The sequence below is a fragment of the Saccharothrix sp. genome (assembly GCF_031180885.1).
GTDB lineage: Bacteria > Actinomycetota > Actinomycetes > Mycobacteriales > Pseudonocardiaceae > Actinosynnema.
Map to the genome: position 1 here is coordinate 36154 of NZ_JAPSLK010000066.1, position 7104 is coordinate 43257.

General features: G+C 70.3%; 7 protein-coding genes. All 7 read right to left on the bottom strand.

Annotated features, from left to right (window positions below):
• Positions 1 to 153 precede the first annotated feature (153 nt).
• Positions 154 to 1404, bottom strand: a complete 1251-nt coding sequence (locus RIN75_RS38595) for a hypothetical protein (RefSeq protein WP_309117058.1) — start codon at positions 1402 to 1404, stop codon at positions 154 to 156.
• Between the two features lie 827 nt (positions 1405 to 2231).
• Entirely contained in the window at positions 2232 to 2621 is a 390-nt protein-coding gene (locus RIN75_RS38600) for a hypothetical protein (protein ID WP_309117059.1), read from the bottom strand.
• A 334-nt stretch (positions 2622 to 2955) separates the two neighbouring features.
• A complete protein-coding gene (locus RIN75_RS38605) occupies positions 2956 to 3345 on the bottom strand; it encodes a hypothetical protein (RefSeq protein WP_309117060.1) in 390 nt (129 codons plus the stop codon).
• Positions 3346 to 3539: 194 nt separating this feature from the next.
• On the bottom strand, positions 3540 to 4541 hold the full coding sequence (locus RIN75_RS38610) for a hypothetical protein (protein ID WP_309117061.1): 1002 nt from the start codon (positions 4539 to 4541) through the stop codon (positions 3540 to 3542).
• A gap of 177 nt (positions 4542 to 4718) precedes the next feature.
• Positions 4719 to 5024, bottom strand: coding sequence for a hypothetical protein (locus RIN75_RS38615; RefSeq protein ID WP_309117062.1), 306 nt, complete (start codon positions 5022 to 5024; stop codon positions 4719 to 4721).
• Between the two features lie 336 nt (positions 5025 to 5360).
• Positions 5361 to 5798, bottom strand: coding sequence for a hypothetical protein (locus RIN75_RS38620; protein ID WP_309117063.1), 438 nt, complete (start codon positions 5796 to 5798; stop codon positions 5361 to 5363).
• 812 nt (positions 5799 to 6610) lie between these two features.
• Positions 6611 to 7104, bottom strand: a 494-nt coding sequence (locus tag RIN75_RS38625) for an IS630 family transposase (protein ID WP_309117064.1), incomplete at its 5' end; no start/stop codon positions are given.

Genomic DNA, 7104 nt, shown 5'->3' on the forward strand with positions numbered 1-7104 from the left:
CGGCGCCTCGGGCGGCTCCTGGTGGGCGCAAATCCAGGGCCGCGGTGCTCGGCCGGGCCGAGCACCGCGGCGCGTATTGGCTACCACGGGCCCTACCAGTCGCTGCCCGGTAGGGTCCGTGTGCGGGGCGGCAGACGGCTTGGCCGTTGGGTGTTATTTGACCAGGCTCATCGCCCTCAGGGCGAGGTCGTCGAGTGCGTCGGCGCGGGCGGGGTCGGCCACGGTCTGGCTGAAGCTGGTGATCGCGTTGGCGATGCCGGCCGCGGTGGGCTGGCCGCCGGCGATGAAGTGCCTCAGGACGCCTTCGCGTTCGGTCTCGGTGAACCCGAGTTCGCGGTCCAGCACCCGCACAGTGGCGTCCGGCACGGTGACCGGCGCACCGGCCTGCTCCTCCAACAGTTCCACCTGCTTGTCGAGGAACTCCGGCGACAGCCAGCGTCGCACGTGGTCGCGGGCCTGGGCCGCGATGACGTCCAGCTGCTTCTTGACCGTGTCCTGAGACCAGCTCACCGTTCCGTCCTCCATCTTCTGCCCCAAGTGGACCTTGCGGAAGGCCAGCGCGGGCAAGGTGAGGCCGTTGCGGCAGATCCGCACGTACAGCTCGGGCTTGAGGGTCACCGAGCCGGAACCGATCTCGGAGTTGGAGAACCGGAACCCGGCGAAGACCACTGGCTCGGATCCGGCCTCGTAGCCCAAGCCTTCGGCGGCGGCCATGCGGCGTCCGACTTCGAGGTCGGTGGTGATGCGCTGTCGGTCAGCCTCCAGGGCCGGGTCGGCGAACGGGTTGCGGTAGCCGGCCAGGAAGCGCGGCGCCAGCCGCTCGACGGCAGGGGAGTAGACCTTGCAGTGCATGGAGGAGTCGGTCAGGTCGCAGGAGCGGATCTCGACCTGCACGTCGGCCTGGCGGATGCCGTCGAGCACGGCGGTGAGCAGGTCGAGGTTGTCGACCATGCCGAATCGGTCCGACAGCAACGCGCGCAACACCCCCGGTTCGCCGTCCTGACCGCGGAACAACCGCAGCAGGAACGACCGCGCGTCGGCCGGGTAGATCACGCTGGTCGAACCTGCGGCGGTGCGCTTGGACTTGCCGTGCAGGAGCCCGTTGACGTTGGCGTCGAACAAATCGGGCCGCTCGGTGCGCAACCGGCGCAGGTACTTCGAGCCGATGCCCAACTTGGCGGCGATGGTGGCGTCCGCGGCGGCGGTGGGCACGTACAAGCCGTCGACCAGGGTGACGCCGTGGTCGTCGACGACCGGCTCGACACCGGACAGTTCGATCGCGCCGTTGCGTGCCCTCAGCGCGGTGGCCGGGGCGACCACGTCGATCTTCGCGGCGTTCTGCGCGCGCAGCATGTGCACCATGTGGTCGAAGGTGGCGTTGCGGATGGTGGTGGCCAGGGACATGAGAGCTCCATTCCGAGGGGCATGGGCGCGCAGCGCACGTGCTTCCTGCGCTCGAGTGGCCGGCACGACGGCGTGGTCGGGCGCCGTCGTTTGCCGGCGATGGGGTGATGTCCGTCCCGCACGTCGGTGCGGCGCGGCTGGCAGGCTGCGCCGGCACTCGAGGTGTAGGGAGGCTGGCGCCGCAGGTCGCGGGTTCGGTGGGGCGCACTCGGCTGGCGTCTGCGGCGGGGGCAGGGGCGAGCAGCATGTTGTCGGCGGCGTACCCGCTGCCCGGCGCGGGCGCAGAGTACGCGGCCACACCGCACGGCGAGGCCAGGTTCGGAGCCCTTTGGGCAGGTGGGCCGTGGCGAGCAGTGTGGGCCTGCCGGCCTCGCCACCGCCGATCGGCCGCACTGCCGGCCGGGCTGTGGATGAGGGTCTGCTCACCTCGGCCGCGCACGCCCCCGGCCGTTCGCGATCGCTTCTGGTGTCTGGTGAATGGGCCATCGGGCCAGCGGCTAGCGCCTGTTGGAAGGGCGGGGACCGGTGTGGGACGGGGAAACAGTTCTGCTTGCAGGTCTTTGGACCGCATGCGACGTCACACAGGCTTGCGAGCGGGTGGTGCGGTGACGAAGCCTCGGCAGGACGCACAGCGGTTGCGCGGGGTCGCTGGCACGACGCCCACGGCGGCGTCGACGTTGAGGCCGCCGCACTCGGCGCACCGGTACACAACGTCCTCGAGGTGGACGCCTGCTTGTTCGCACGCGGCGTGCGTGCCGCCGAAGACGAGCCGCGACGCCCCAGATACGGGTGCAGCGTGCGGTGCAGGCGGCGGTAGAGGCTGCGCTTCACGCCCGATCCGCTTCCCGCCCGTAGGACAGGGTCTCGTGGGCGGCCTCGGTCAGGGTGTGGTGGGCCGGGTCGGGCCACCGGAACGGCCGGCGGTGGGCGGAGTCGCGGCGGCACACCCAGACGACCGGGGCCAGCCTCATCGGCAGCGCGCAGCAGTCGGGGCAGTCCACCGGCCCCGTGGCCGTGCAGGACGGCTGCCTGCACCACTGGCCGGTGTGGGCTTGGCCGTCGGGCAGCAGGTCCGCCCACTCCAGGTCGCGGGCCGCCAGGATCGTCCGCCGGCCACAGCCTGGGCACGCGCAGTCGCGACCGCAGCGGCACGACGACATGCGGGCGATGCCGCCTTGGCCGTCCGGCTCGGCGACGGCGGCGTAGCCGGTCGGCAAGGGGTAGGGGCTCGGGTCGCGGGGCGGTAGACGGTAGGTGTGGGCCCACACTGGCTGTTCGTCGGGTCGGTGAAGATCGAGGCTTCGACCAGGCGGAGGGTGGGCAGGGGACGTCCGTCAATCCGCAGGCGGCGGCCGTTGTCGTCGAGGACGATCACACGCCGGTCGGCGGTGACCTCAACGGTGCGCAACTGGCCGATCAACGGCCGCAGCACCGGCCGGTCGGAATGCTGGATCTCGACGGTGACCCGGTCGCCGGGCCTGATCGTGGTGCGGGTGCGCGCGGGCATGGGCGATCCCTCCTCGGCGATGTGGCGGGCGCGGAATGGCTGGGTCAGAACGGCGGGGAGGTCACGGCCCGATCGAGCAGCGGCACGAGGTCGCCGGCGGCTGCCTCGACGATCCGGGCGGCGAACTGGTCGACCATGGACCACGCCGCGCGCCACGTTTCGTCCATCGCCTCGCGGACGGCGAAGGGCATGGCACCGCCGGGGCCGTCCAGCCTGGTGACGGCGAGGTGGTGTTCCCCGTCGGCCGGGCGCAGGGCCCAGTCGCCGCCGTCGCGGGCGAGGACCAGTCGGGTGCCGTCGTGCAGGGTGATGGTGACTCGGGGACTTCGGTCGTCGTAGGCGAGGCCGGTGACGCGGCCGTAGGGGTTGAGCAGCGCCCTGTCGTCGAGGGTGATCTCGATCTCGCTGGGTGGGACGGTGATCCGTGTGTTCACGCGATTGCTCCTGGAATCCAGGGAAACGGGTGGACGCGAGTTGGAGACCGGGTCGAAAAGCGACGTCCGGTCGCCATGCCGGTGTGGGTGCGTTCGCCGCGGGTGCGGTCGATCCGCAGGACGTGGGGCGGCGGCCGTGTGGCGAACACCGCAGCTGTCGACGACAGGGTTAGGGTCGGTAGCCGGCCTCGGCATCACGCGGAGTCGGTCTGCTGCGATGTCGCGGCACCGCGGATCAACTGCTCGGTCGCGGCCTCGCCGAGCTGGTCGAGCAGGAAGGGGACCTGCTTGTCCAGACCGCCGTTGTTGATGGCGCCGGCCGACTTGCCGACCAAGTCGTGCACGGTGTCCTCCAGGTCGAGCGGATCGACCTGGAGCGCTTCGGCGAGAGCCAGCAGACGCTGGTCCGGGCGTGAATCCTCCGCGGCGTCGGTGACGTCGAGGTCGTCGCGGAGGGCGTAGTTGAGGCTCCCGTCGTCGCAGCCGAGTTGGTCTTCGTGGAGGTCGGACGGTGCTCCCACCCAGCTGGCGGGCGGACCGGGGGCGGTGGGCGCGTCCGGGTGGTCCTCGGGGGTGTTGAGCCATCGCCAGAGGTCACCGGCGCAGTGGTGCAGTCGGCCGTCGATCTCGATGTAGAAGTCAGAGTCGCCGCCGACTCCGACCGCGTCGCGGTAGGCCCAGACGCACACGACCGACAGTCCGGAGACCTCGCTGATGCGGCCGAGGACCCGGTTCACGCGCTCGGCGTCGTAGCCGTCGGCCATGCTGCCGCGTAGGTCGCCGATCTCCTCGGCGTCCCGGCTGTCCATGCCGTCGACGATGGCGCCGAAGGCTTCCGGGATGGAGGAGTTCGGGATCGCCTCGTCGATCCGGGCCAGGTCGTGGTCGGTCAATGGTCGGCCCGCCCAGGCCTCCAATTGTCCGCGCGTGATCAGCGACGTGACGTCCGCGTCCAGCCGGTGCCGCGCGAGTGCGGCTGCGATTTCCCAGACCCGCACGGCCTGCGGCGCCTGGAGCAATCCGGGACCTGCCTGGGCGAGGTGGTCCCAGGTGCCGGCGACCCATGCGGGATCGCAGTCGGTCAGGTCGCGGTAGGCCGTGACCTCCGCGGTGGGCACGATGCGGATCGAGGCCGGGTCGGCGGGGTCGGCGGGCCGCCGCGGATCGCCGGGGAAGTAGGCGAGCAGCCAGGTCATCGATGGGTGGAGAATCACTCCTCGCTCGGTCGGCGAGTGGGCGGTGTGCGGTTGGGTTCGTCGGATCTCGACAGCGGTTCCGGGCGGTGGGGCCACGTGCGACATGAGGTATTCCTTCGGGGTCTGGCCTGGGTCTGCGGGGTGCGGGGTGCGGTCGACCCTGGCTCGTCGCCGCAGTCACGGGCAGTGGGATCGGTGGTCTGCCGACTGGGGGCGGTCGCCGCGGTCGGGAAGCGGGAGTTGGAGGTCCGGCTTGGGGTAGCGGCCGGTGGCCAACGCCTGCGCGGTGCGGAGCTGTTCGAGCAGATACGCGCCCCGCTGCGGCGCGAGTTGGCCGTCGTGCTCGGTCTGTTGGTGCGCGGCGAGCAGCCATTGGCACGCCCAGGCCTCGGTGTCCAGGCAGCAGGCGCGCACCGCGTCGACGCTGGCGTGTGCGACCGGCTTGCCGTCGGCATGACGGCTGCGATTTCCGCAAACAGGCATGGGTTCTCCTCGTTCGGTGGTGGTGCGTGGACGGGCAGGTGCCAGCGGAAACGCCACCGCGCGGAAAGGGGGCGCAGCCTCGCGCAGCGACGCCGAAGGCGCCCTTGGAGTGCGGCGGCGTTTCCGCTGCCATGTCACCGTCCACGCACCACCACCGGACGAGGAGTCCCGCTTCTGGGCACCGCCGGCTTCGGGGCAGGACCATCCAGATGCTCACCACATGTCGTGCGACGGCTGGTGGGCGCACGTCACCGGTTAGTGGGGTCACCCGCCACTTGCTAGGACGGGTACGTGGTGGACGAGAAGCGGTGGCCGGGCGGCCACGTCCCCTCCTGGTCAGCGGCTGCAGATGCGGGCTAGCTGCCGAAGGCAGCGGATGCGGCCAGCCCAGTACCAGGCGATGGGCTGCTCGTCGGCGGCGCCGTAGAGTCGGATGCGCAGCGGCGAGAGCCGGCCGTATGGTTGCCCGGTCCAGGTTTGGACTCGGACGGCGCTGTCAGAGTCCGGAGACGGGACGCCGTGGCGGTCGCAGGGCCGGTCGTCGGTCAGTGTGAAGCCGTAGGTCCGCAGGGTGGAACTCGCCTGTGCCCAGTCGAGGTCGTCGGTGGCGGCGACGTCGTCGGGGCGGGGCCACCGGAACGGCACCGTGAGCGGTCCGGGGGTGTCGGCAGCGGTGATCGCGGCCTTGACCTCGAGGGCCTCGTGCAGGGGTCCTCGGCTGCTGAGTGTGGCGGTGGCCAGGGACAGCGGGCTGGTGAACCACAGGTGCAACACATGCCCGCCGCGGGAGAAGATCCGCAGCCAACCGCGCGGCGCGTCGGAGCCGTGGGTCGCGCCGTCGAGGTCGGCGATCGCGCCGGGCTGTTCAGACCAGCCGTGCCGGTCGAGGTCGTAGACGATGTCGGGGTAGGCAGGTGTTGGAGTTGCAGCCGTGGAACGGCCGTCCGCAGCACGAGGACAATCCCGGCGCGGCGGTGCGGTACTGGAGCTTCGGCCCGGATCGGGCCGGCCAGGTGTACGCCCCAGGGGATGACGGACTCCGGCCAACGCCCACGACATGGGCGTGTGGGGCCGTTCAGGGGTATCCCCTGCTCCGTGCGGGTGTTCGCCAGGGCGTCGGTGTCATGGTCGTGGTCGTGTGTAGTCCCAGGGGTGTCGTGTCCCTTGACCGAAGGTGTGTGGCACCCGTGACGACCGACGCTTCCAAAGATGATCAGGGCTTATTGGACGGTTGGTTGCAGAGCAGGCAGCGTGAGGGTGAGCGGAGGCGTTCGCAGGATCCACACGTGCACTTGGGATCAGTACTGCGCCTGTGATGCTACAAAACAAGTCCGCCCAAGCTCGAATATCCCGTTGCCTATACACAGAGTCATCTCTCCCACCGTGAGACTCGCGCACATGGCGTATTGGCAGCCTGCGCCGAAGGTGGGATGTTCGGAGGTGGGGAAGGGCCAAGCACGGGGGCTCAAACTTTCTCGCCCTCCTCCGGACACGGGACTCACGCACACGTCGCGCGGTGCTGCGAGTCCGCGACGGTATCCATGCGCGACGACCGGAGTTTTATGGGGAGATCGACTAGTGGCTTGTCACGCAGCCTTGGCCGGGTAATGGGTCCAGGTGCGGATGGGTGAGTCGGTGGCGAAGTTGGTCTTGGGCTGGGCGCGGGCGTTGCGCCAGCGGATGTAGGCGGCGATGGCGGCGTTCTGTTCGTCGTGGGTGTGGTGGTCGGTGCCGTTGAGGGCGAAGTAGCGCAGGGCTGCGAACTCGGCCTCGATCCAGTTCAGCCAGCTGGAGTAGGTCGGCAGGAACACCAGCTCGGCGTTGTTGTCGGCGGCCCAGTTCCGGACGTCGGGGTGTCGGTGCGGGGAGAAGTTGTCCATGACCAGGTAGAGCTTCTGACCGGGCCACCGGGCGCGGAGGGCTTTGAGCAGGTCGAGGAACTCGCGGTGCCGTTTGCGGCGCCGGATCCGGTAGAGGATCTTCCCGGTGGCCAGGTCCAGCGCGGCGAGCATGTGCATCACGCCGTGCCGACGGTTGTAGGTGGCCCGTGATCGGCGTGGCGACGTGACGGGCCGCCAGG

Excerpts from the sequence above, each read along its gene's own strand:
- RIN75_RS38595 (WP_309117058.1), bottom strand. The coding sequence starts at position 1,404 with ATGTCCCTGGCCACCACCATCCGCAACGCCACCTTCGACCACATGGTG.
- RIN75_RS38610 (WP_309117061.1), bottom strand. The coding sequence starts at position 4,541 with ATGACCTGGCTGCTCGCCTACTTCCCCGGCGATCCGCGGCGGCCCGCC.
- RIN75_RS38615 (WP_309117062.1), bottom strand. The coding sequence starts at position 5,024 with ATGCCTGTTTGCGGAAATCGCAGCCGTCATGCCGACGGCAAGCCGGTC.